This is a genomic window from Brevibacillus migulae (assembly GCF_004521915.1).
GTDB lineage: Bacteria > Bacillota > Bacilli > Brevibacillales > Brevibacillaceae > Brevibacillus_F > Brevibacillus_F migulae.
This window is the reverse complement of sequence record NZ_SDKD01000029.1, coordinates 15,843-39,990: the sequence shown is the minus strand read 5'-3', so window position 1 is coordinate 39,990 and position 24,148 is coordinate 15,843. Positions and strand designations below refer to the sequence as shown.

21 protein-coding genes are annotated in these 24,148 nt (G+C 48.8%); 17 read left to right on the top strand and 4 right to left on the bottom strand.

Annotated elements, in window-relative coordinates; translation table 11 throughout:
* The first annotated feature begins 197 nt into the window (after positions 1–197).
* From EIZ37_RS23050 to EIZ37_RS23030, 5 genes are all read left to right on the top strand, one after another.
* The gene (locus tag EIZ37_RS23050) at positions 198–992 is read left to right on the top strand and encodes a TIGR00282 family metallophosphoesterase (protein ID WP_134687113.1); all 795 of its coding nucleotides are present in this window, start codon (positions 198–200) and stop codon (positions 990–992) included.
* A gap of 116 nt (positions 993–1,108) precedes the next feature.
* The gene (gene spoVS / locus EIZ37_RS23045; protein WP_003385776.1) at positions 1,109–1,369 is read left to right on the top strand and encodes a stage V sporulation protein SpoVS; all 261 of its coding nucleotides are present in this window, start codon (positions 1,109–1,111) and stop codon (positions 1,367–1,369) included.
* A 98-nt stretch (positions 1,370–1,467) separates the two neighbouring features.
* Entirely contained in the window at positions 1,468–2,406 is a 939-nt protein-coding gene (locus EIZ37_RS23040) for a dipeptidase (protein ID WP_134687110.1), read from the top strand.
* Positions 2,407–2,649: 243 nt separating this feature from the next.
* On the top strand, positions 2,650–4,428 hold the full coding sequence (locus EIZ37_RS23035; protein ID WP_134687109.1) for a 2-oxoacid:acceptor oxidoreductase subunit alpha: 1,779 nt from the start codon (positions 2,650–2,652) through the stop codon (positions 4,426–4,428).
* On the top strand, positions 4,400–5,266 hold the full coding sequence (locus EIZ37_RS23030) for a 2-oxoacid:ferredoxin oxidoreductase subunit beta (protein WP_134687108.1): 867 nt from the start codon (positions 4,400–4,402) through the stop codon (positions 5,264–5,266). The genes EIZ37_RS23035 and EIZ37_RS23030 overlap by 29 nt, the downstream gene beginning before the upstream one ends.
* A gap of 35 nt (positions 5,267–5,301) precedes the next feature.
* Here the strand turns inward: EIZ37_RS23030 and EIZ37_RS23025 are convergent, their stop codons facing one another.
* The gene (locus EIZ37_RS23025) at positions 5,302–6,354 is read right to left on the bottom strand and encodes a YkvI family membrane protein (RefSeq protein ID WP_134687107.1); all 1,053 of its coding nucleotides are present in this window, start codon (positions 6,352–6,354) and stop codon (positions 5,302–5,304) included.
* 52 nt (positions 6,355–6,406) lie between these two features.
* Here EIZ37_RS23025 and EIZ37_RS23020 point away from each other — a divergent pair, with 52 nt between their 5' ends.
* From EIZ37_RS23020 to EIZ37_RS23000, 5 genes are all read left to right on the top strand, one after another.
* On the top strand, positions 6,407–7,153 hold the full coding sequence (locus EIZ37_RS23020) for an MBL fold metallo-hydrolase (protein WP_134687106.1): 747 nt from the start codon (positions 6,407–6,409) through the stop codon (positions 7,151–7,153).
* 22 nt (positions 7,154–7,175) lie between these two features.
* Positions 7,176–7,733 carry a tRNA (mnm(5)s(2)U34)-methyltransferase gene (locus EIZ37_RS23015; RefSeq protein ID WP_134687105.1) on the top strand — a complete coding sequence of 186 codons (558 nt, stop codon included), beginning with the start codon at positions 7,176–7,178 and terminating at the stop codon, positions 7,731–7,733.
* 137 nt (positions 7,734–7,870) lie between these two features.
* Entirely contained in the window at positions 7,871–8,911 is a 1,041-nt protein-coding gene (gene tdh, locus EIZ37_RS23010) for an L-threonine 3-dehydrogenase (protein WP_134687104.1), read from the top strand.
* 12 nt (positions 8,912–8,923) lie between these two features.
* Positions 8,924–10,099, top strand: coding sequence for a glycine C-acetyltransferase (locus tag EIZ37_RS23005; protein WP_134687103.1), 1,176 nt, complete (start codon positions 8,924–8,926; stop codon positions 10,097–10,099).
* 185 nt (positions 10,100–10,284) lie between these two features.
* Positions 10,285–11,361 carry a YheC/YheD family endospore coat-associated protein gene (locus EIZ37_RS23000; RefSeq protein WP_134687102.1) on the top strand — a complete coding sequence of 359 codons (1,077 nt, stop codon included), beginning with the start codon at positions 10,285–10,287 and terminating at the stop codon, positions 11,359–11,361.
* Positions 11,362–11,403: 42 nt separating this feature from the next.
* Here the strand turns inward: EIZ37_RS23000 and cbpB are convergent, their stop codons facing one another.
* Complete coding sequence (cbpB, locus tag EIZ37_RS22995) at positions 11,404–11,844, bottom strand: cyclic-di-AMP-binding protein CbpB (RefSeq protein WP_134687101.1); 441 nt, start codon at positions 11,842–11,844, stop codon at positions 11,404–11,406.
* 259 nt (positions 11,845–12,103) lie between these two features.
* Between cbpB and EIZ37_RS22990 the strand changes: the two genes are divergently transcribed.
* Positions 12,104–12,811 carry a hypothetical protein gene (locus EIZ37_RS22990; RefSeq protein ID WP_134687100.1) on the top strand — a complete coding sequence of 236 codons (708 nt, stop codon included), beginning with the start codon at positions 12,104–12,106 and terminating at the stop codon, positions 12,809–12,811.
* A gap of 37 nt (positions 12,812–12,848) precedes the next feature.
* Here the strand turns inward: EIZ37_RS22990 and EIZ37_RS22985 are convergent, their stop codons facing one another.
* Positions 12,849–13,658, bottom strand: a complete 810-nt coding sequence (locus EIZ37_RS22985) for a lipoate--protein ligase family protein (protein WP_235828179.1) — start codon at positions 13,656–13,658, stop codon at positions 12,849–12,851.
* Positions 13,659–13,822: 164 nt separating this feature from the next.
* On the bottom strand, positions 13,823–15,070 hold the full coding sequence (locus tag EIZ37_RS22980) for an S-layer homology domain-containing protein (protein ID WP_134687098.1): 1,248 nt from the start codon (positions 15,068–15,070) through the stop codon (positions 13,823–13,825).
* Positions 15,071–15,386: 316 nt separating this feature from the next.
* On the opposite strand from EIZ37_RS22980, the gene miaB reads away from it, so the two are divergent.
* The 6 genes from miaB (at position 15,387) to mutL (ending at position 24,146) form a co-directional block, all read left to right on the top strand.
* A complete protein-coding gene (miaB, locus tag EIZ37_RS22975) occupies positions 15,387–16,898 on the top strand; it encodes a tRNA (N6-isopentenyl adenosine(37)-C2)-methylthiotransferase MiaB (RefSeq protein ID WP_134687097.1) in 1,512 nt (503 codons plus the stop codon).
* Positions 16,899–16,902: 4 nt separating this feature from the next.
* On the top strand, positions 16,903–17,346 hold the full coding sequence (locus EIZ37_RS22970) for a RicAFT regulatory complex protein RicA family protein (protein WP_134687096.1): 444 nt from the start codon (positions 16,903–16,905) through the stop codon (positions 17,344–17,346).
* A gap of 134 nt (positions 17,347–17,480) precedes the next feature.
* On the top strand, positions 17,481–18,044 hold the full coding sequence (cotE, locus tag EIZ37_RS22965) for an outer spore coat protein CotE (protein ID WP_134687095.1): 564 nt from the start codon (positions 17,481–17,483) through the stop codon (positions 18,042–18,044).
* A 121-nt stretch (positions 18,045–18,165) separates the two neighbouring features.
* On the top strand, positions 18,166–19,446 hold the full coding sequence (locus tag EIZ37_RS22960; protein ID WP_167569093.1) for a putative amidoligase domain-containing protein: 1,281 nt from the start codon (positions 18,166–18,168) through the stop codon (positions 19,444–19,446).
* A 76-nt stretch (positions 19,447–19,522) separates the two neighbouring features.
* Positions 19,523–22,144 carry a DNA mismatch repair protein MutS gene (gene mutS / locus EIZ37_RS22955; RefSeq protein WP_134687093.1) on the top strand — a complete coding sequence of 874 codons (2,622 nt, stop codon included), beginning with the start codon at positions 19,523–19,525 and terminating at the stop codon, positions 22,142–22,144.
* Between the two features lie 28 nt (positions 22,145–22,172).
* Positions 22,173–24,146, top strand: a complete 1,974-nt coding sequence (gene mutL / locus EIZ37_RS22950; RefSeq protein WP_134687092.1) for a DNA mismatch repair endonuclease MutL — start codon at positions 22,173–22,175, stop codon at positions 24,144–24,146.
* Positions 24,147–24,148 lie beyond the last annotated feature (2 nt).

Here is a 24,148-nt window from a genome sequence, read left to right as displayed (position 1 = left end):
GTGAGAGGTCGGGGGTTAGTCACCCCCTCCTACTCGATTGGTGGATAAGAATTTATAATAATTCTTTTCAGCATAAGTGCTGCGGGTACGCCAAAGGGCTCAGTGAAGCCAAGTTTTTCCAATTGAAAAGAGACGTGTAGCTCGCGTTTTCTCAGGAAGGCAAACCGTGTATACTGATAACAGAAGAGGTGAAGATGATGAAACTGTTGTTTATTGGAGATATTGTAGGCTCTCCCGGACGCGAGATCGTAAAGGATTATTTGCCGCGCCTAAAGCGCAAATATCAGCCAACCTTCATCGTAGCAAACGGGGAAAACGCTGCGAACGGTAAAGGAATCACGGAAAAAATCGTGAAAGAGCTGTTTGAAGCTGGTGTTCAGGCGATAACGCTAGGCAACCATACATGGGACAATAAAGAGATTTTTGAGTTTATTGATGACCAAGATCGGGTGATTCGACCAGCCAACTTTCCTCCTGGGACACCAGGTAAGGGCATTACTTATATCAAGCAGCCTGAAGGAGAACTGGCGATTATCAATTTACAGGGTCGTACCTTCTTGCCGCCGCTAGACTGTCCGTTTGCGAAAGCGGATGAATTGGTAGAGCAGGCAAGAAAACGAACAAAGTATATCTTTGTTGATTTTCATGCCGAAGTTACATCTGAAAAGCAGGCATTGTCGTGGTACTTGGATGGTCGCATCAGCGGGCTGGTGGGAACCCATACGCATGTCCAGACCGGTGATGAGCGCATTCTTCCGCAAGGCACCGCCTATTTGACGGACGCGGGCATGTGCGGTCCCTCCGATGGGATATTGGGGATGGATCGCGAAGTGGTGATCAAGAAATTCCGCACACAGCTTCCGGTGCGTTTTGAGGTGGCAAGCGGCCCTACCCAGCTGAATGGGGTTGTCATTACCCTCGACAAAGCAAGCGGAAAAGCAACCAAGATTGAGCGCATCCGAATTGACGCTGAACGCCCGTTTATGGAATAATGTGTTTAGATCGGAATTTTGTGAATTTTTCCGACCTGCATGCAGGAATTTTTAGGAATCATGAGAATATCATTCTAATAATGATTGTATTCCTAACAGACGGGAGGTTCAAAAGGATGGAGGTATTAAAAGTTTCAGCAAAGTCTAATCCCAACTCCGTTGCAGGTGCCCTCGCAGGTGTTCTTCGCGAACGCGGAGCTGCCGAGATTCAAGCCATTGGTGCTGGGGCGCTTAATCAAGCTGTGAAAGCAGTAGCAATTGCACGAGGGTTCGTAGCGCCTAGTGGAGTTGATCTGATCTGCATTCCAGCCTTTACCGACATCGTGATTGATGGGGAAGAACGCACTGCGATAAAATTGATAGTAGAACCAAGATAAAGGTTCATGCAGTACCCGGCCTGTTTGTTCAAGGAACGAAACAGGCTTTTTTGTGCTTTTGTCGATTCAAGTCCAAACAAGAGAGGCGAAAAACCAACATGCGTATTTTCGATGCACACTGCGATGCCTTGTTAAAACTATGGAGACATCCCGATTTAACTTTTACCGAAACAGATGAGCGCTTGCAGGTAAGTTTGCCGGAAATGGAAAAAGGGAAGATAGGATTACAGGTGTTCGCATCTTTTGTCCCTTACGACGTACCTGTCACCAATCGATATGCAGCTCTGCTGGAAATGGTGCAATTGTTCCATGAAAAAATAGTTGGATCAGGGTTAAAGCCGATATACGCCAATCAAGATTTGGCGCAATGTGTATTAAAGAAGGAGAAAGGGGCTATTCTGTTTGTAGAAGGGGCGCATCCCATCGATGAAAATCTGAACTACCTCCATACCTTGCATCGACTAGGCGTACGAGGTATGGGACTAACCTGGAACTTCCGCAATTCCGTGGCGGATGGTAGCCATGAACCAAATCCAGGGGGATTGTCTCTGTTTGGCAGACAGGTTCTGGCTGAAATGAATCGGTTGGGCATGATGGTGGACGTTTCTCATCTGGCCGAACCGGGTTTTTGGGATGTCGTGGAGCTGGCAGAAGCTCCTTTTATCGCTTCCCACTCGAATGCGAGAGCGATTTGTGACCATCCGCGCAACCTGAGTGACGAGCAGATCCGGGCGATCATCAAAAAAGGGGGCGTCATGGGTCTAAGCTTTGTTGATTTCTTTGTCACCTCCGAAAAACGGACGGTATGGATTGACGATCTGCTGCGTCATCTAGATCATGTATGTGCCCTTGGCGGCAGTGAGCATGTCGCCTTTTCTTCCGATTTTGACGGGACTGCGGTAACTTTTGGCGACCTGAAACGAGCGGGTGATTATCCTTTGTTGGTGGATGCGTTATGCAAAAGGTATAAAGAGGCAGAAGTTCAGAAATTCTTGTGCGAAAACTGGTTGCGTGTTTTCAGAAACGTGCTACAATAAAAATGTCGAAACATTAATGTACCAAGTACAATTTTCGATTCAGGTCAAAAGTATTTTTAGTAAAAGCACTTGCATTTTTAATAGGCTCGGACTACAATTTGGTAGGAGTCTATACACATTTTCGTCACATCTCGCGGAGGCTTCTCACACGAACCGATTTACGAGCTGCATGGCAAATAGGACCGGGAGAGGAATCCAGCGGAGGTAGACTTTTTTCACAGTCACTGAAGGGGTGGAAATAGGATGATTAGTCAACTTTCTTGGAAAGTTGGAGGACAGCAAGGGGAGGGTATCGAGAGTACGGGTGAGATCTTTTCGATCGCAATGGCTCGCATGGGCTACCATCTGTACAGCTACCGTCACTTCTCCTCACGTATCAAAGGTGGTCATACGAACAACAAAATTCGCGTGAGCACAAAACCAATGCGTGCGGTTTCCGACGTATTGGATATTTTGGTGGCTTTTGACCAAGAAACCATTGATGTAAACGCACATGAGCTTCGTGAAGGCGGAGTAATCATTGCGGATGCCAAGTTTAACCCCAAACTTCCTGATGGTCTGAAACCGGTTCGCATGTTCGCGGTTCCACTGACGCAAATTGCGGAAGAGCTGGGAACTTCCCTGATGAAAAACATGGTGTCGATCGGAGCTTCTGCAGCGATTCTGGGAATGCCGGTCGAGAGCTTCCGTAACATTGTGGAGGACATGTTCCTGCGCAAGGGTGAAAAAGTTGTTGAAAAGAATATGGAAGCAATCAAGCAAGGCTTCGACTTTGTAAATAATTTGACAGGTGGACAACTACCTGAATTTCAATTGGATAAAGCAGATGGCAGCAAGCGTCTGTTCATGATCGGTAACGATGCAGTAGCACTTGGTGCGCTCACGGCTGGCTGTCGTTTCATGCCGGCATACCCAATCACACCGGCATCCGAAATCATGGAATATTTGATTAAAAAATTGCCGAAATTTGGCGGTACTGTCATTCAAACAGAAGACGAGATCGCAGCGATCACCATGGCAATCGGTGGTAACTACGGCGGTGTTCGTACGATGACTGCTTCTGCAGGTCCTGGTCTTTCCTTGATGATGGAAGCAATCGGCCTTGCAGGTATGACCGAAACACCAGTTGTGATCGTAGATACACAACGTGGCGGTCCTTCCACAGGTCTTCCTACCAAACAAGAGCAATCCGATATCAATGCGATGATCCACGGTACGCACGGTGAGATTCCAAAAGTGGTTTTGGCACCTAGCAGCGTAGAAGATTGCTTCTATGACACCGTTGAGGCATTCAATATCGCCGAAGAATACCAAGTGCCAGTTATCTTGGTAACTGACCTGACACTTTCCCTCGGGAAATCTACGGTTGAACCGTTTGATTACAGCCGCGTAGAAATCCGCCGTGGTAAATTGCTGACAGGCCAAGAATTGCCTGAAAAAGAGCAAAACGATCTGTTCAAGCGCTACGAATTGACGGAAGATGGCATATCTCCACGTCCAATCCCAGGCCAAAAATTTGGTCTTCACCATGTAACAGGGGTTGAGCACGATCAAACAGGACGCCCTTCTGAGAGCCCAATCAATCGTAAACAACAAATGGATAAGCGTATGAACAAGCTGAACACGCTTGTAGATCGTTATCCAAACCCTGTTCTTTTCGATGCTCCACATGAAGATGCAGACGTATTGCTCGTAGGTATTAACTCTGTAGGCGGAACGATCCAAGAGGCAAAAGAGCGTTTGGAAAAAGAAGGCGTGAAAGTGAACCACGCGCAAATTCGCTTGATCCATCCGTTCCCAACTGAAGTGATCAAACCTTATGTGGAAAAAGCGAAAAAAGTGATCGTAGTGGAGAACAACGCTACCGGTCAAATCGCAAATCTGTTGAAATTGCATGTTGGTAATGCAGAGAAGATCGATTCGATCTTGAAATATGACGGAAATCCATTCTTGCCAAACGAAGTTTATACACAGGTTAAGGGGCTGATTAAGCATGGCGACTATGAAAGAGTTTCGCAATAATGTGAAGCCGAACTGGTGCCCTGGTTGCGGAGACTTCTCCGTACAAGCGGCCATCCAGCGTGCGGCAGCGAATGTAGGTCTTGAACCAGAGCAATTGGCGATCGTATCCGGTATCGGTTGCTCCGGTCGTATCTCCGGTTATGTAAACTGCTATGGACTCCATGGTGTACATGGTCGCTCCTTGCCAATCGCACAAGGTCTGAAAATGGCTAACCGCGATCTGACTGTGATCGCAGCAGGTGGCGACGGTGACGGTTTCGCAATCGGTATGGGTCATACTGTACACGCAATCCGTCGCAACATGGACGTTACGTACATCGTAATGGACAACCAAATCTACGGATTGACAAAAGGTCAAACTTCGCCTCGTTCGGCTGCTGGTTTCGTAACCAAGTCAACACCAGGTGGTTCCATTGAATCTGCGATTTCTCCAGTTGAGCTGGCATTGTCGGTTGGTGCAACCTTTGTTGCGCAATCCTTCTCCAGCGATCTGAAAGGCTTGACTGAATTGATCGAAAAAGGAATCCAGCATAAAGGGTTCTCTCTGATCAACGTATTCAGCCCTTGCGTAACTTATAACAAGGTAAATACGTATGACTGGTTCAAAGAAAACATTGTATCGGTTGATTCTTTGGAAGGCTATGATCCACACGATCGCATCAAGGCAATGTCCTACTCGATGCAATACAAAGGTTTGCTCAACGGTTTGATCTATCAAAACACTGAGCAAAAATCTTACGAACAACTGGTTGCTGGCTTCAAAGAAGAACCTTTGGCTTACCAAGATCTGTCCTTGTCCAAAGAAGACTTCGATAAACTGGTTGCTGAATTTGCATAAACCACCTAAAAAACCTCTCCGCTTGGGAGAGGTTTTTATTTGCTTGCTTTCCGAGTTCTTCCCGTCCATTGCCGCCAAAAAAGCATTAGCAAAAAGAACACGACAAACTGGCCAAATAATGGATACAATAAAGCTAATAGTGATCGAAATCCTAAAAAGCTGACTACATAACTGATGGCAAGGATAGCCAGGCATATCTGTGCTGCAGAAAGCCGGAGGTAGGTGCGCAGCTGTTCAATCAAGCCGTATACGTTGGCAATCAATGTCGAAAAAATCTCCGCCAGGACGATGAGGGCAAACAAAAAGGAAATACTTTTGCCCATGCCTGACAGCAAGGCGATCATCGGCATTTCCACATGGAGAACGGCGGAAAGATGGGCAGACATGGACGCATAGGCCAAGATGAGCAGGAGTCCGATTCCGAGTCCTCCCAGGAGCCCACCACGAATTAACGTCTTCTCATCAGAGCTTTCTCTGCCAATCGGTACCAGGACGGCTTGAGTGAGCGTAATATTCAGGGCTACATAATAGAGTGGTGAAGTGAGCCAGACCATCGGTTTCACGGTTTCAACTGTCGCCGTTTGGAAGCTGGACCAAGGCTGGGCTTCCCAAAACACGAGGATGGTAAACCCGATTAAAAGCGGGACGAACAAAGAGTTGACCGAGTGAATGCCGCTTAGTCCTTTTTGAGTGACAAAAAAGATGCAAATCATCGCGCACCAGATACCGATCTGCGAGGAAAGGGCAAAATTTTCGCGAAAGATCGCACCAGTGGCGGCGAGCATGACAGAGGTCGTTCCGAGCAAAATCGTCAGCAAGGCGACATTAAATACTGTGCCGATGGTACGCCCGAATAAGTAAATGCTGATATCTTGATAAGAGTCGGCGCGTATGCGGTGGGCGATCAGCATGACCTGAATTCCTGCCCAAATAAATAAAAAGGTCGCGATCAGGATCCCGATGAGACCGCTTGAGCCGTATTGGACAAAAAATTGCAGAATCTCTCTACCGGATGCAAATCCCGCACCGACAACAGTGCCGATGTAGGTAAAGGCGATCTGCAGGATCTGTTTTACTGGTTTAGGCATGGTGTACCCCCTGTCCCAACTTATTTCCATCCTATGAAAAGGAATGATAAATATGCGCATTACGATTTTGGGTTGTCAATCGCCCTATCCCGGTCCAGATGGCGCGACGGCGGGATATTTGGTGCAGACCGCTACGACGAATCTGCTATTGGATTGTGGGAGCGGCGTGATCAGTCAGTTGGGAAAAGAATTGCCCATCTATAAGCTGGATGCCGTGGTCCTCAGCCACTATCACCATGATCACATCGCGGACGTAGGAGTGCTGCAATATGGAATCATGGTCCATCAAAACGTGAAAGATCGGGATGCAAACCATCCGGTTCCGATTTATGGACCAGCAGAGCCGGCTGACCGTGCAGAATCCTTGACGTATCGGGACGCGACACGCTTTTTCCCGGTTGATGAGCATTCCCATATCGAAATCGGTGACATGAAGCTATCTTTTTTACGTACGGAGCATGATGTACCGTGTTATGCGGTACGGATCGAAGCGAATGGGAAAACGTTTGTGTACGGTGCTGATAGCGGACCTACGACGAAATGGGAACCATTTGCCAGGCAAGCCGACCTGTTCATCTGCGAAGGGACGTTTTTGCGCAAATATTACACGCCAAAAGAATTGAATGGACATCTAACGGTTGAATTGGCTGCTCAAGCCGGACAACAGCTCCAGGTGAAAAAATTGGTGATCACACACTTGTTTCACGCGTATAAAGAGGAGGACATTCTCGAAGAGGCGAAGAGCTATACATACGGAGAGTGTCTGGTAGCAAAAGAAGGTATGCAAATCGTTCTATGACTGAGGGGAGTCGAGAGAAAAAGTGTTGCCGAATGTCTTGGAAGTAGCCAGAAGATTGATCGTGGAGAGGATCCAACCAGGCGAATTGGCGGTTGATGCGACCATGGGAAATGGAAATGATACGCTGTTTCTCTGCAAAACCGTTGGGGAGCAAGGGCGCGTGATCGCGTATGATATCCAGCCGGAAGCGATGGAAAAAACAAGGATGCGGTTAGAACGGGAGGGAGTGTTGGAGCGTGTAGAGCTTGTCCTCGCGAGTCACGAGGAAATGAGCCGGATCACCGAGAAGCCGGCAGCCATCATGTTTAATCTCGGGTACCTGCCGGGCGGTGACAAGGAAATCACGACAAAAGCGGAAAGTACCATTCGGGCGATTGAAGCGGGGATATCCCTACTGCGGCCGGGTGGGATCATGACCATCATCGTTTATTGGGGCCATCCCGCAGGAAAAATGGAGAAAGACGCCGTCATTCAATATTGTCAAAAGCTCGACCAGACGGAATTTCTCGTGCTGCAATACCAATATGTGAATCAACAGAATCAGGCACCGTTTCTCCTTGCCATTGAGCGAAGGGCGTGAAAGTCCACTCCAGAAGTACATTTGTGCAAGTTTAATCGATATTGTCTTCATCGTATGGACACGAAAAAGTTCCCTGTGATATGCTAATGATAAAGAAAACACACTGCCATTCCAATATGGAAAGGGTAGATATAAGGATGGGAACAACGATGAAGGCAATCATGAAGCATCATTTGGGTCCAGGAGCAGAATTACGGGAAGTGCCAATCCCTCAAATAGAGCCGCACGAAGTATTGATTCAAGTTAAAGCGACTTCGATTTGCGGTACAGATGTTCACATCTATACGTGGGATGCGTGGGCAGAGAGCAGAATCAAAGCCCCGATGGTTTTCGGCCACGAGTTTTCCGGGGTGGTCGTCGAAGTGGGCCGTGACGTAACCGGAGTGAAGATCGGTGATCATGTTTCAGCGGAAACCCATGTCGTGTGTCACCAATGCTTGCAATGCAAAACGGGTCAGTACCATATTTGCCAAAACACGAAAATCCTTGGCGTCGAATTTCAAGGTTGCTTTGCCGAGTATGTGAAGATGCCTGCGGAAAATATCTGGAAAAATCCAATCGATATGCCTTTTGAAAAGGCTTCCATTCAAGAGCCGATGGGGAACGCTGTACATACGGTACTGGCGGGTCCTATTGCCGGGAAAACCGTGGCGGTAGTCGGGTGTGGACCGATCGGCATCATGGCAGTTGCAGTCGCGAAGGCTTCCGGGGCTACAGAAGTCATTGCGATTGACATCAATGACTATCGTCTGGACCTTGCCAGAAAAGTAGGGGCGACAGTCACGATCAACTCCGCACAGGAAGATCCGGTGAAACGCGTGATGCAGGTCACCGAGGGGACTGGCGTCGAGGTTGTGTGCGAAATGTCCGGCCATCCGGTAGCGATCCGCCAAGCCTTTGAAATGCTGACCAATGGCGGGAGAATGTCCATTCTCAGTCTGCCAACGAAGCCCATCGAGCTGGATATTACCAACCAGATCGTATTTAAAGGGGTGACGGTCCAGGGGATTACGGGGCGTAAAATGTATGAAACCTGGCGTCAAACAAGCGGCTTGATCCATTCCGGACAAGTTGATGTAACACCAATCATTACACATACCATGCCGCTGGAAAACTTCAAAGAAGGCTTTGACCTGATGATCAGCGGTCAATGTGGAAAAGTCGTATTATTGCCGTAGGGAGGCTGTCAGATGAAAGGGTTTGAACATTTGCAAGCTGAATTGGATCAAATGAAGGAAAAAGGCACTTTTCGTCAATTGGTGGAAATCGAAAGTGATCAAGGACCGTATGTCACGATTAATGGTAAACAGGTGATCCAACTTTCCTCCAATAACTATCTCGGATTGACCACCCATCCAAAATTGAAACAGGCAGCCTTGAAAGCGGTGGAAGAGTTCGGAGCGGGAACAGGTTCCGTACGGACGATTGTTGGTACTTTTAGCATGCACCAAGAGTTGGAAAGACGTCTTGCTGAATTTAAGCATACCGAAGCTGCGCTCGTATTCCAATCCGGATTTACGGCAAACGTCGGTGTGTTGAGTGCCCTGCTTGATGACAAAGACGTAGTGATTTCCGATGCATGGAACCACGCATCAATTATCGATGGGATTCGTTTGACGAAAGCGGCTCGCCGCATTTACAAGCATAGCGATATGGCGGATCTGGAGCAAGCCTTAAAGGAAACGCAGCAGTACCGCACACGCTTGATTGTAACGGACGGTGTATTCTCCATGGATGGAGATGTGGCGCTGCTCCCGGAAATTGTAGAGTTGGCTGAAAAATATAACGCCATGGTCATGGTGGATGATGCCCATGCCAGTGGTGTATTCGGCAGCAACGGTCGCGGAACCGTGGATCATTTCGACTTGAACGGTCGTGTCCACATTCAAGTTGGCACACTGTCCAAAGCGATAGGGGTCCTGGGCGGCTATGTGGCAAGTACACAAACCGTCAGAGATTATCTCATTCACCGTGGGCGTCCATTCTTGTTTAGCACCTCCCACCCACCTGCAGTGACTGCAGCATGCATCGCCGCACTGGATGTATTATTGGAAGAACCGCAGCTGATTGACAAGCTGTGGGATAACACCCGCTTCTTCAAGGCAGGCTTGCAATCTCTCGGGTTTAACACAGGAAACAGTGAATCGCCGGTAACACCCGTGATTGTGGGTGACGGGGCCAAAGCAATGTTGTTCTCAGATCGTCTGCTTCAGGAAGGGGTTATGGGGACAGGAATTGCTTACCCTACCGTTCCAGAGGGGACAGCGCGCGTCAGAACTATTGTGACCGCGGCGCATAGCCAGGAAGATTTGCAAAAGGCACTACATATTTTTGAAAAAGTCGGCAAGGAACTCAATATCATTTAATTGATGAAAAGCATGACATCCACCTCGCAAGGTGGATGTTTTCTTTTCCCGGGCAAGCGCATATTCTGACAATTGTGACGATTCTTGTCTGCTGATGGTGAAAATGGGCAAACCTCTCTCGGCTTTTGCACATACCTTATGATGAGAATGGCTGCAAAACCAGCTTAAGTAAGAGGGGATATGTCGTGAAACGAATCGGAATCATGCTCGATTGGGCGCTGATGGAAAACGGTATCGCGGGAAAACCAACTTACGAACGCTTGGATTACTATGTGGACATTGGAAAGGAACTGGGCCTTGAGCCGGTTTTTTTTCACCCGCGTCATGTCAACCTGAAAGCAAGACGTGTCAGAGGCCACTTCTGGCACAACGATCGTTTAACCGCACAGACCGTTCCCATTCCCGAGGTGATACACAACCGTGTTCTGAGCGGCCAACCGTCAACAAGAGCAATCATTCGACATTTAAGCGGGAGATATAAAGTATTCAATGAGATCGTCATGCGTGATAAGCTGCGCGTCCATCAGCTCTTATGGAAAAATAAATGGATACGCTCTTACTTGCCTAAGACGCAACTGTACACACGCCAATCCTTTCTGCAGTTTCTGAACACGAGTCCAGTCCTTTATGTAAAACCGTCCATTGGCTCGGTCGGGGTCGGTGTGGTACGCATTGAACGGCAGGGAGATCGTTATTTATCCATATCATCCACGCAAAAAAAATTGCTTGGCAGGCGCGCGCTGATTCAAGAAATCGGGAAATGGGTAGGGAAAAGGCGGTTTGTAGTGCAGGAGGGAGTCCCGCTTGCCACTTATCGTGGGGAAACCTTCGATATGCGTGTATCCGTCCAACGAAATGGGATCGGTGAGTGGTGTATTTCCGGCATGGTGGCCAAGGTAGCAAATAATGAAAACAAACTGAGCAATCTGGCGCAAGGAGGACAGGCGCTTAAGATTGATCAAGTACTGCAGGAACTTTTTTCGATGGAAACGGCGGAAATAGTCAAGATGCGATTAGGTGTCGCGGCCCTCGAAATCGCCAAGCAGTATGCGGCTCACTTTCCATCACTGGCCGATCTGGGAATGGACATGGGGATTGATGAGAAAGGCAATCCGTATCTGATCGAGGTAAACGTACGCGATCAGCGATACTCTTTTTTTGAAGCAGGAGAAATCGATATGTTCCGGCGTGCGTACCTGCATCCAATGGAATACGGGAAAAGTTTGTTTCAGATGAAAAGGAACAGGAAAAAACAGATCTGAACGGTGATCAGATCTGTTTTTGGCGTAAACGTTGCTTACAGGTTAACTCGGATTGTGCTGGCGAAAATATTGGTAGTTAAGCGCCAATACATTTTTACGGGTGAGAATTCCAACGAATACCCCGTCTTCATTCTCCATACAGACAAAGGGATGGTTGATGGAGAGCTCCAGGGCTCTAAGGAAATGCTCGGATTCTTTCATACGAGGTATTTTGGTATTCATCACTTGATCAACAGTATGCTCGCCAAGACGTTCATACTCAATTCGCTCTAGTCCAAGAATTTGATCTAATATCATCGTGGTACTGATCAAACCTTGAATCCGATAACTGCTGTCAAGGACCGGGATGGCTGAATAGCCTGATTTAATCAGCACAAGCAAGGCGTGCTCCAATGAATTGCCAAGTTGTACATGGGCTACCTTCGATGATGAGATGATCAAATCTTTAACAGGTCTTGTCAAAAAATCGTTCGGTATATCCACCTATGCATCACCAGCCTAACTCAACATCATAATTCCGCTCTTTACCATCTTACCTTATTCGGAGCGGAAAGAAAAAGTGAAAGTCGGGCGAATAAGAAAAAATGCCCAGCGAATGACGGGCAAGTGATCGAGGTGTGGAACAGAAGTCCCTGTAATTAGTATGCACGAATGGCATTTCTGTTGCATTAGGTGTTTAAAGGAAAAGACCTGTAACTTTTTACTTACCTTCCACGTCTTACCATCAGGAGATGATGGGAGAATGCGTTTGCGAAAAAGTTACCGGTATCTTCTGCTGGCGATGATATGTCTTAGCGGCTGGGTGCTGTATTTGCTCCACGCCAATTTTATGAGCGCAATGGAGACGCATGTGGACAGTGAAGCAAACCGCGCGCATACTGCGTCTATTCCAGATTGGCTAGTCGAAGATGTCCGCAGCCGGTTAGCTCCTGAGATGCAGAAACTGGTGGTGGAAAATGGAATCAGCTATTCGCAGATACAGCTAGACAAAAGCGAAACTGGAAAAAGCAATGAGCCGGAACTAGCGGTTATTGCGAACACCGGTCACCGTAACGGGATCTTCCTTTTGTATGCATACAAAGATGGACGTTATGAAGCTGTATTTGAAATGAAGCAACCAGTCATCGGGTTCCAGGTGATCGGTCGAGAAGAAAAAATGGTGGTATTGACGACAGAGACTAGCGGTGGGAAGAAAGACGAAGATAGCTTATATGTGATTCGTTCTACTTCGAATGGATATAAAGTGGTGTGGAGTGGAATCGGGCATAGCCGGACAGAAAATGAGACGATCGAGACGATTGAGGGGAATCTGCAGCTCGATGATGAAAAAAATCTGATCTATCTGCAGCTTCGTCGCACGCTGGAGCCTACAGGGGTGCCGATCATGGAACAAAGTTCGGCGAAATTGTTTTGGTACAATGAGAAAAAACAGCATTTCGAACCCAAATAAAAAGCGGAGCTCATGAGGAGTTCCGCTTTCCTTTCTTTTATCGGGGCAATGACCAGCTCGTTTGCTGCAGCTCTTTCGCTTGATAGGAAAACAAGCCGAGCTTTTCGGTAAGATGCTGTCTTGCGTCTGCTACATACGTGCTAGGGGCAACAAAGGGAGTGTTTATGATGTTCCATTGGGAAGAAATCGAAGTAAACAAAGCTTCCTTTACTTCAGCTGCGCTCAAGGAAAGACCCGTAGCTTCCGCTAGGCTGCCGATGGTTGCTCCATTGATTTGGGGAATCGGCTTTCCATGACTCATTTCCGCCAATCCGGCAATGTGGTAAAAACGTTCCATCAAATCTCCGCGAGGTCGGTCATCCACATTGATACAGAGCTGCAAAATGGATCCGTGGCGTGTTCGTCTTTGCGCCATTCCGCCAATTTTTTTGCCATCACAGGCAAAATCGTAATCCCCTACACAGTAAGATCCGGTTACCTCGCCGAATGTGACGTGGCCATAGGTGCGTAGTCCGACTTGCAGCATGGATGCGACCAGCTGAAAAAAAGAGTCGATGGAAATCGAAGTATCAGGGAGCAGAAATGCCATGTTGAGCACTCCCGCATCTAGAGGCACACAGGCCCCTCCCGAAGAACGGAGGACAGCGCCATATCCTTCCGCTCCCATCTGGCGAAGCGCAGCTTCAAGATGAGGGAGTTTCGCATCGCGTCTTCCCAAAAAAAGCGCTTGATCGTAAATCCATAAATGGATGAGCGGCATTGCACCTGGCTCACTCATGGCACGAGCGAAGGCTTCATCGAGCGCAAGTGGTTCGATGGGGGTGGCGGTATGCGTACCTGAGTCCATCCATTGAAATTGTTCAAAGGCATAATCGCTTGACAAGTGAGTATCTCCTTCCGCAAAACGGCAAAGAATCGCTACAAAATTATACACCCGAATGTTTGTCTTTTCCATGCTTACGCATAAAAAAGCCCGTTTCCCTTACCAGAGAAACGGACTTCGAGTGGCGCTTATTTTTCCAATGCCTTGAACGAGAAGTTGTCGAGCAGCGTCATATCTTTTGGAAGATCTTCTGTCGCTTCACGCTGCAGGTACAATCCCAGCTTCGTAGTAGGTGTGGAACTCAATTTTTGGCCGAATACAAAGGTGTTGTTAACAAACACTTGATATTGATTGCCATCCACAACCACTTTGAGGCGGTTAGATGAGCGCAGATCATAATTGCTGGAGGCAATGTTGCTGATCTCTTCTGTCTCTGTATCATTTACATAGCCCACATTGATTCTGTCTTTGGACAGATAGACCACGTGTGCTTTTTCGCCCGAACCGTTAAAATACAAGCCTGCCAGGCCGTCTGTGCCTTTTGGAAGTACATCCACTTCGATTTGATACTTTTTCGGTTTTTTGCTTTCTTCCCATTTCAGCGGGAGGTAATAGTGGTCAACGTTGCTGTCAGTGGAGATCGCTGTAACCGCTTTGTCCATGACGCCCCATTTCGCATTGGCATTGTTGGTCAGCCAGTTGCCCAATTTCGAATCATTGAAAGCGTCCGTTACGCTGTCTGGCAAATCATTGTCTGGTTCTTGCGGCTTTCCGGTATCAGGGAAAACCACTTTCGTCTCGTCATCCGCGTCGCCTTTTTCAATCAGTGCGCGGTAGATGAGGGAAGCAGCTTCCGCACGGGTAATCTCGTCTTGTGGACGGAAATAGCCTTTGTTGTCGCCTTTGATCAAGTTGGTTTGCACGGCCAGCGCTACATAAGAACGAAGCGCAGGAGAGATGTCGTCGTCATCGCGGAATTTCGAAATCACGGACAGATCTGCCTTTTTCGAACGATCATAGCCCAAGAGGCGAACCAGTGCGACGGCGATGTCTTCGCGAACGGCATCTTCATCCGGTTTGTAATAGTAGCGGCTTCCGGATTTGTACCCGGTCAGGTACGGCTTTGCATACTCCACATAGTTGAATGCCCAGTGGGTGCGAGGAACATCCGTGAAAGTTTGGCTTTTGCTTCCGCGAATATCGATATCGGCTGCTGCGATCATAATTTTCGCGAATTCTGCACGGGTTACTTCCTCGTTTGGATGGAATTTTCCATCATTGTATCCCTTGATGATGCCTCTTTCTGCCATTTCGGTAATCTCTTTGTAAGCCCAGTGAGACTGGGGAACATCAGAGAAGCGAGGTGCAGCGGATGCGAGAGGAATCGCGGTCAGCACCATGATTGCTGCAAGAAAAAACGTTAGTAATCTTCTCATAGGAACCTCCTTGTTTCTTGTTCTTGTAAGTTTGCTCGCATGTATGACGGAGGGAATTGATGGAAGGTTTCAAAGAGGACAGGCCCAAATGAAAAAATAGGCCATCGGTCTTATCCTCAATCGATGACAGTAGAGAAAAAGTAGGAAACGGCGGAAAGGGGATGGTGTTTGGCAGCGGCTGCCAAGTGCTATACTGGGAACGACAGGATTTGTCTAAGATTTTGCCTTATTCTTCAATGGCGTTTAGCAGCTTGTGTGCTATAATTATTAATTGGTTCTTACTATAGGAAATAATCCTCAAGAGGTGATTCGGATAATGACACAAAAAACAGAGGCGACAACGGACTTAAAATCCGCGAAGTCACCGAAAACCGCAGAAGATTTTGCCAAGTATTTTCAAGCGCCTAGCTTGAAGGACGCAAAAAAACGCGGCAAAGAAGAGGTCCAGGTTCATTATGATTTTACCATTCCGGAAGAGATGGAAGGCATCGGAAAAGGCAAGACGTATGCGATCAGGACCTATGGCTGTCAGATGAATGAGCACGACAGCGAAACGATGGCAGGGATTTTGGAGCGCATGGGGTATGCACCTGCAGAAATCGAGGAAAACGCGGATGTCATCCTGTTTAATACCTGTGCGATTCGGGAAAACGCCGAAGACAAGGTGTTTGGCGAATTGGGCCACCTTAAACGGGTGAAGCGCAACAATCCAAATCTGATCTTGGGACTGTGTGGCTGCATGTCCCAGGAAGAGAGTGTCGTCAACAAAGTGTTGAAAAGCTATCAGCATGTCGATCTGATTTTTGGTACGCACAACATTCATCGACTCCCGGTATTGCTCCGCGATGCTTTATATAGTAAGGAAATGGTTGTCGAGGTATGGTCCAAGGAAGGCGACATCATTGAGAACATGCCGAAGGTGCGGGAAGGAAACACCAAGGCATGGGTGAACATCATGTATGGCTGTGACAAATTCTGTACGTACTGCATTGTACCGTACACGCGCGGAAAAGAACGCAGCCGCCGTCCGGAAGACGTGATCGCAGAGGTCCGTGAGCTGGCCCGCCAAGGATTTAAGGAAGTAACCCTGCTTGGACAAAACGTCAACGCGTATGGAAAAGATTTTGAAGATCTGGAATATGGCTTTGGCGACCTTCTGGATGCGATACGCAAAATTGATATCCCCCGGATCCGCTTTACGACAAGCCACCCTCGCGATTTTGATGACCATCTGATCGAGGTGTTGGCGAAAGGCGGAAACTTGGTTGAGCATATTCACCTACCAGTCCAGTCAGGAAGTACCGAAGTGTTGAAAAAAATGGCGCGGAAATACTCCCGTGAGCATTATCTGGAGCTGGTGCGCAAGATCAAGGCGGCAATCCCGCATGTGGTGTTGACCACCGATATCATCGTGGGATTCCCTGGTGAGACAGATGAGCAATTCGAAGATACGCTGTCTTTGGTCGAGGAAGTGGGCTACGATTCCGCGTATACCTTCATTTATTCTCCACGCGAAGGCACTCCGGCTGCAGCGATGGAGGATAATATTCCATTAGAAGTAAAAAAACAGCGCCTTTATCGGCTGAATGAAGCGTTGGCCAAATCCGGATTGGAGAAAAATCTAGCGATGCAAGGGCAGACGGTCGAAGTGCTGGTTGACGGCGTCAGCAAAAACAATGATCAGGTATTAGCTGGACGTACGCGCGGAAACAAGCTCGTCCATTTTGTGGGCGATGAAAGCTTGATTGGAAGCTACGTTCATGTGAAAATTACAGATGCAAAAACGTGGACACTCCACGGAGAAATCGTATCCAAGGTTGAGGTGTAGGAGAATGGCAGAAACAGTAAAGTATACCGATAAAGATATTTTGGAAAAAGCACGTGAATTGGCGAATATGATCGCCAGAACAAAAGAAGTGGATTTCTTCAAACGTGCGGAGCAGCAAATCAAGCACAACGATAAAGTGCAGGATCTCATCAGCGAACTGAAGCAAAAGCAAAAACAAATGGTCATGTTTGAATCCATGAATAATACGGAGCTGGCGAAAAAAGTAGAAGCTGAGTTCAATGAGCTTCAAGACCAGCTTGACAATATTCCAATCGTAGCGGAATTCAAGCAATCCCAGGTGGATGTCAATGATCTGCTGCAAATGGTGACACATGTCATCACCAACACGGTTTCGGAAAAAATCATTCTCGATACAGGCGGAAATCCGTTGACCGGCGAAACTGGCGGCGGAAAGGCCAAGTCGAACGATGATTGCTGCGGCATCTAATAAGAGTCCGTAGGGGCGTGGTGTTTCCCGGTTGACCCGACTTTTTCACCCAGATAGTTAACAGGTTTTCTTGCACCCTAGTCGAATGCCCTGCATACAAATGTACTGAAACGTTGTATGGAGGAGGTAACGAAATGTCGGGTATAGAAAAAGACCTTCAGTGCCGGGAACTCATCGCGAAAGCTGTATGTGGCAAAGGACATAAATTCTCACAAATCACACATACCATTACACCAGAGCACACTCCTCAGACAATCCTCGGAATCTGGATCATAAATACACAATTCCAGGCTGAGAAAGTTGGGGACGCGGTTGAAGTATCTGGTACGTATGATGCCAACCTGTGGTACTCATATGCCAATGCCAATAACTCGCAGACGGATGTAAAGCGGGAGAAAGTACGATTTAGTGTAACAGTGCCACTGTCATTCTATGATCGCAACGTTCGTGGTGATCTGGAAATTACAGCCCATTGCGTCGAACAGCCAAAATGCGTCAAAGCAGAACTCGATAACGGCCTCGTTGTATTCAAGGTAGAGAGTGAGTTCGCCGTAGAAATCGTAGGGGAAACAAAGGTTTGCGTGGTCGTCTGCGATAATTGCGATGGAAAAGAATACCATTATGATGAGGATTACGAAGACAGCAGCGACGAATTCGATGATTTCGACTCGGCCGGTTTGCTCGATGACCTTGATTAAAAAGAGGGGGATTGTTCTCCTCTTTTTCTTTTTTTTGCAACACGCACAAGCGGGTTCCTTTTCACCCGAAAGTGGGCGATCGCATACGCTGTTACAAACGCGTCGGATAGGGGGGAAGGCGATGGCTGGCTACCTGGCTTCAGCGCAACTGGAGGGACCCTTGAAAAATCGTCCTGAACAGGTGAAGCTTTGCCTTGATCAGGAGAAAGCGCTCATGCTTTTGCGCCTCCATGGGATTCCTGTCCGCCGAATGGAGCATGTGGATGAGGTCACTCCACAACGAAGATTCATGCTGCTGGTTTTTCAACACAAGGTACTGCAAATGTTAAAAATGGACCAAGAGCCTGTATGGCTGCACGATAACCTGATTCCACGCGAGCAAGAGGAATTTGAAGCATTAACCGGAAACGAAACGGAGCAGGAGATTAAGATAGCCAAGTATTTGGCCGTACGGAGCATTTATGCGCTGGGGCTTGAATACGGGTTGGTTACGATTGGAGCTTACTCGCCAAAACGGTTGAAAGTGATGCACGTCAGCCCTGTCGTTCCGAGGAATCGGCTCATAGTCGAAGCGATGGAGGAATTTGCTGATCAGGAGCTTCTCGAGCGGGAAAGTCCTCCCGTGATCCTGCTAGGCGCTGATCCCGAATTTGTCCTGCGCAATCAAGCGGGAAAAATGGTCATGGCCTCACGCTTTCTTACCAAAAAGGGCATGGTAGGGTATGATGCGGCACGCTACCGGGAGGAAATATCGGTGCCCCAGTACCCAATAGCAGAGCTTCGACCGACACCGGCAGAGGAACCAGGAGAATTATTTCGCAATCTCTATCAGACGATGAGACTGGCGAAAAAGAAAATCACCGATTCTTCCCTCCAATGGTTAGCTGGAGGAATGCCTTTTGCCGGGTATCCGATCGGTGGGCATCTCCATTTTAGCGGAGTTCGTCTAACCTTTTCCTTGCTGCGCAAGCTGGATGCCTATCTCATGCTACCGCTTGCGTTGATCGAGGACCAAGGATGTCGAATGAGAAGGCCGCGCTATGGTTTTTTTGGTGACTTCCGGGAAAAACCGCATGGCGGCTTCGAGTATCGTACGCTGCCGAGCTGGCTCATTTCTCCTCGTATTACCAAAGGCGTGTTTGCTTTAGCCAAGGTGATCGTAGAGCATTACCGCTCGCTACGCTACGATTTTTCGTTAGATGTGCGGATGCAAAGAGCTTACTATCAAGGGGATAAAGAAGAGATTGCGCCCGCCGTCCAGCGCATGTGGTCAGAGCTCAAGAAGCTTCCGATCTATCAGACCTATCAGCAAGATCTGGAACCGTTTTTCCAACTGCTGCTATCAGGCCAGGAATGGCGTGCTGACGAGGATTTGCGGATCGCTTGGAAATTGGCACCTTAACGGGGGAGTGTCCTCTACTTCTGATCGAAACCATGGTATAATAGCACAGATAGATTTGGAAGTGGGAGAGTTAAACATGGCACAATATACCCCGATGATGCAACAGTATCTGGCGATTAAGCGTGATTATCCGGATACTTTCTTATTTTTTCGCTTAGGTGACTTTTACGAACTGTTTTTTGAAGATGCGATCAAGGCTTCGCGAGAATTGGAAATCACCCTGACAGGTCGTGAGGGTGGAGCTGAAGAAAGAATTCCAATGTGCGGAGTGCCTCACCACTCCGCTGATACATACATCTCTCAACTCCTGCAGCGCGGCTATAAAGTGGCCATCTGTGAACAAGTAGAGGATCCCAAAGAGGCAAAAGGGGTCGTTCGCAGAGAAGTGACCCGGGTGATTACGCCAGGCACCATGATGGAAGGCAAATGGTTGTCTGATAAAGAGAATAACTATATGGTCGCAATCGCTGAAGTGGATGGCAAGGAGGGGGTGGCTGCCTGTGACATGAGCACGGGTGAAATGTATGTCACCTCTTTTGTTGCTTCTGGCAATGCAGCACTGGACGAAGCCTTGCATTACCGGCCGAAGGAGCTGGTCCTATTTGGCGGTCTTGTTTCCCGTTATGTGACAGACCTGCCGTTTACGCATCTTCGTTCCGAGGAAGTCGCGGAGGATGCGGCACAGCAGCAGTATGGACAGCAGGCGGTCGAGCTAGAGCCTGCCATGAGAGCGGCTGTAAATGCGCTGCTCTACTATATGGGTACGACGCAAAAACGAAGCCTAGCCCATCTGCGTCTTATTCGTCGTTATGAGTCCAAGCAGTATCTGCAAATGGATCATTTTTCCCGCCGTAACCTGGAGCTGACGGAAACGATTCGCGATAAAACAAAAAAAGGATCCCTTCTCTGGCTCTTGGACCGTACGGAAACAGCCATGGGCGGTCGCTTGCTGCGCCGGTGGATTGAGCGGCCGCTGTTGCATGCGGGAGAAATTCAGCAGCGCTTGGATGCCGTAGAGCAGCTGAAAGGCGATTTTCTATTGCGCTCCGACCTGCGTGAGTGCCTGGACCGGGTATACGACCTGGAGCGTTTGGCTGGAAGAATCGCCTATGGCAACGCCAATGCGCGTGATTTGCTGCAGCTGAGACATTCGCTGGAAGCCATCCCGGCCCTGAAGCAGTTGTTATTGCAATCGCAAGCGGAGGTATTGAGCCGTATCGCGCAAGGAATGGACGATTGTGAAGATATCGCCGCCTACATTGCCAACGCAATCGTGGATGATCCGCCGCTTTCGGTCAAAGAAGGGGGACTCATTCGCACCGGCTACGATGCCTATCTGGATAAATTGCATACCGCCAGCCGGGAAGGGAAAAGCTGGATCGCCCAATTGGAGCAGATGGAGCGGGAAACTACGGGGATCCGTTCGCTGAAGGTCGGCTTTAATAAGGTATTCGGCTACTATATTGAAGTCTCACGCAGCAATCTGGCGAATATCCCCGAAGGCAGATACGAGCGCAAACAGACGTTGGCCAATGCGGAGCGCTTCATTACGCCCGAGCTGAAAGAAAAAGAAGCCTTAATACTCGAAGCGGAAGAGAAAATGGTAGAGCTCGAATATCAATTGTTCACAGAGATTCGCAGCGAGGTCGCCAAGCATATTCCGCGCATTCAGGCATTGGCAGAAGGGGTAGCGGCAATCGATGCCCTTCAATCCTTTGCCACGGTTAGTGAAGAGCGTGGCTACACGAGACCCCAGATCAGCACTACGGGTGACTGTGTGATCAGGGAAGGCCGTCATCCTGTCGTAGAAGCCATGCTGGATAAAGAAAAATATGTAGCCAATGATGTCGAGATGAATGAGCAAGACAGGCAGATCCTGCTGATTACCGGGCCGAATATGGCGGGGAAAAGCACGTACATGCGGCAAGTCGCCCTGATCATCATCATGGCGCAGATCGGCTGTTTTGTACCGGCAGTGGAAGCTCGCCTCCCTCTGGTGGATCAAATTTTCACGCGGATCGGGGCAGCAGATGATTTGGCGGGAGGACATTCTACCTTTATGGTGGAGATGCTCGAGACTAGACATGCTTTGGTAAAAGCGACAGCGAACAGTCTGATTTTGCTCGATGAAATCGGCCGGGGAACCTCTACGTATGACGGTATGGCTTTGGCGCAATCCGTCATTGAATATATTCACGAGAAGATCGGGGCAAAGACGCTCTTTTCCACGCACTATCACGAATTAACCAGTTTGGAAGAGTCGATGTCCCGTGTGTGCAATGTGCATGCTCGTTGCGAAGAGCGAGATGGAAAGCTCCTCTTTTTGCATAAAATTGAACACGGACGGGCTGATAAAAGCTATGGGATCCACGTCGCTGAGCTGGCGGAAATGCCTGAACAGGTCATTCAGCGGGCGCGTGAAATCTTAGCTGGCTTTGAAACCGGACAAGCTCACAGGACAAATGAGCAAATGACCTTGGAAACGCTCTGGGAATCTGCACCGCCTGTGAAAACGGTGGTAGCGGAATCCACGGTACAAGTACAAGCTGAGCCTGCCGTTCAAGTACAAGCAGAAACAAAAATGGACGAAGCGAATGCAGCGGTTTTGCGCGAGCTTTCTGATGTCGATTTGCTGCAGATGACACCGCTTGATGCATTGCTGAAACTAAATGAGTGGAAAAAACGTCTGAAGGTGTAGAGACTCCTTCGGCAGGAGGGGGGAGCATATGGGGAAAATACAGCTGTTGGACGAGCAGTTGACCAATATGATCGCTGCGGGGGAAGTGGTGGAGCGGCCGGCATCGGTGGTCAAGGAATTGGTCGAAAATGCGATTGACGCACAGGCGAAACACATTGACATCGAGATCGAGGAAGGCGGACTGCAGCTGATCCGGATTGTAGATGACGGAGATGGCATGGATCGGGATGATTGCGCCCGCGCCTTTGAACGTCATGCAACCAGTAAAATTCGGACGACTCGGGATTTGTTCACGATTCGCTCGCTAGGGTTTCGCGGAGAGGCGCTCCCCAGTATCGCCTCCGTCGCCAAGGTAGAATTGCTCAGCACAGAGTCCAGCGGCGAGGTCGGCACCCGGTTGGTAGTAGAAGGCGGACAAGTGAAGAGCATCACGGATGCAGCACGGGTGAAAGGCACGGAAATTTTGGTGCGCGATCTCTTTTACAATACGCCGGCACGATTGAAGTACATGAAATCCATCGCCACGGAGATCGGGCATATTTCCGATTATGTGAACCGGCTGGCCTTGACTTATCCGCACATCGGATTTACGCTATCTCACAATGGAAAAGTTTTACTGCAAACATCCGGGGATGGAAAGCTGCTGCATGTCATCGCAGCCATTTATGGCGTCCAGGTTGCGAAACTACTGCTGCCGATCAGCGGGGAAACGTTGGACTTTACCTGGAATGGATTTATCTCCAAGACGGAAGTCACAAGGGCAAACCGTTCGTATCTTTCCACGCTGGTCAACGGACGCTATATCCGGCACTATGGTTTGAACAATGCGATCATGCGGGGGTATCATACGCTGCTGCCTGGCGGGAGGTACCCGATCGTTGTGATGCAGATCAACATGGATCCGGTGCTGGTCGATGTCAATGTCCATCCAGCCAAGCTGGAGGTGCGTTTCAGTAAGGAAGACGAACTTTGCGCAGCTGTCGAACAATCGGTCCAATCTACACTGCGTCAAGGTCTGTCTATTGTAAAACCGCTGCAAGCGGAGCGCCCTCGGGACCGCACCGGACTTCAGCCCGTGCAAACTTCCCTCGATTTGAGCCTGCGCACTCCGAGTATTGAGAATGCTGCCGGAGCCAGGGTCCGTGAGTGGCTGACACCGCTGCCACCTGTGTTCGCACCGCAGCCGAGCTCGATGGTCATGCCCTTGCCCGTTCCGGAGGCCCCCGTTGTGGACAGTGCTTTGCCATTGCCGGAAAAGGAAGAAACGGCAGTGAGGGAAGAACCCTTGTACTATGCGGAAGAAATGCCTCTGATGGAAGTCCGGGATGACACAGGACAGTTCCCGCTTCCTGAGCCCGAGGAGATACATTCCACAGCAGAAGGCGAGACGATGGCACCCGCATCCGCCTCGGCTGTTCCGCTCTTTTATCCGGTGGGGCAAGTGCACGGGACCTATATTGTGGCACAAAATGAGACAGGCATGTATCTGATTGATCAGCATGCTGCTCAAGAACGCATTTTCTATGAATATTTCATGGAAAAATTAAAGGAAGAGGGCATAGCCAGTCAAATCCTGCTTTTCCCGCACACGATGGAATGCACGGTGGCGGAAGCGGAGCGATTGAAAAAAAGACTGGATTTGTTACAATCATTTGGGTTGGAGATCGAATGGTTTGGCAACCGCACTTTTCTTGTACGTGCCCACCCGCATTGGTTTCCGGAGGGCAGCGAGCTGGAAGTGATCGAGGAGCTGGTCCAATTTGTGTTGGAAATGGGTGAATCGAGCAAGGTGGATATCCGGCAAATGCGGGAAAAAGCTGCGATCATGATGTCCTGCAAGGCATCGATCAAGGCAAACCGTTTCCTGACCCATGCGGAAATGGAGAGTCTGCTTAATCGTTTGCGGGAGACGACCAGTCCCTTTACATGTCCGCATGGCAGACCGATTATCATCCACTTCACTTCCTATGAATTGGAGAAAATGTTTAAGCGAGTGATGTAAAC